Source organism: Kocuria sp. CCUG 69068 (assembly GCF_020833785.1).
Taxonomy (GTDB): domain Bacteria; phylum Actinomycetota; class Actinomycetes; order Actinomycetales; family Micrococcaceae; genus Kocuria; species Kocuria rosea.
In genome coordinates, this window is sequence record NZ_PDDL01000265.1 from 1 (window position 1) to 712 (window position 712).

The following is a 712-nucleotide window of genomic DNA, read 5'->3' on the forward strand; positions in this document are numbered from 1 at the left end:
CCCAGGCCCCGGCACCGGACCCGGAGGGCCCGTGCTCCAGGCCGCCGCCGCCGCGGGCACGGCACTGGCGCAGCTGCACGAGCGCGGACCGGCGCTCCTCGGCCCCGCACGGGTCGGCGCCCCCCTGGACGCGGGCCGGAAGCTGCGCTCGCTGGCCGCCGACCTGTCCGCCCTCGACCGGCGGTCGGGCGTCCGCTGCGCCCGGACCGGCCGGGTCGTGGCCGAGGCCCTGGCGGACCGCACCGGGGCCCCCGTGCGGATGCTGCACGGGGACTTCTCCGCGGACCAGGTGCTCGTGCGCGGCGACGGGGGCCCGGGGGCGCCGGAGCTCCGGCTCGCCGACCTCGACCGGGTCCGCACCGGCACGGCGGCCGACGACCTCGGCAGCTTCCTCGCCGTGGAGCTCCTCGGCCCGGGCGCCGAACAGCCCCCCGCCGCAGCCGAGGAGCTGTCCCTGACGGGCGCCCTGCTGCGCGGGTACGGGTCCGGGGCGGCGCTGCCGCCATGGTCCGAGATCCTGGCCTGGGCCGCGTTCCACGTCCTCGCCCGGAGCATGGAGCCCTTCCGCTCGGCCGCCGCCGACTGGCGGGAGCGCACGGACCGGCGGATCGAGCTCGCGCAGCGGCTGGTGGATCAGGCGCAGCGGGCGCCGGTGACCCCCACACTCGCGCCGGAGCCCGTGCCGTCCGCGCCGGGCGCCCCGCCGTCCGTG

Annotated in this window: 1 protein-coding gene; it reads left to right on the top strand. The window is 80.6% G+C overall.

Annotated features, from left to right (window positions below; all coding sequences use genetic code 11):
* Positions 1-31: 31 nt before the first annotated feature.
* The coding region (locus CRM73_RS19440; RefSeq protein ID WP_229588830.1) for a phosphotransferase at positions 32-712 on the top strand (681 nt) is incomplete at its 3' end.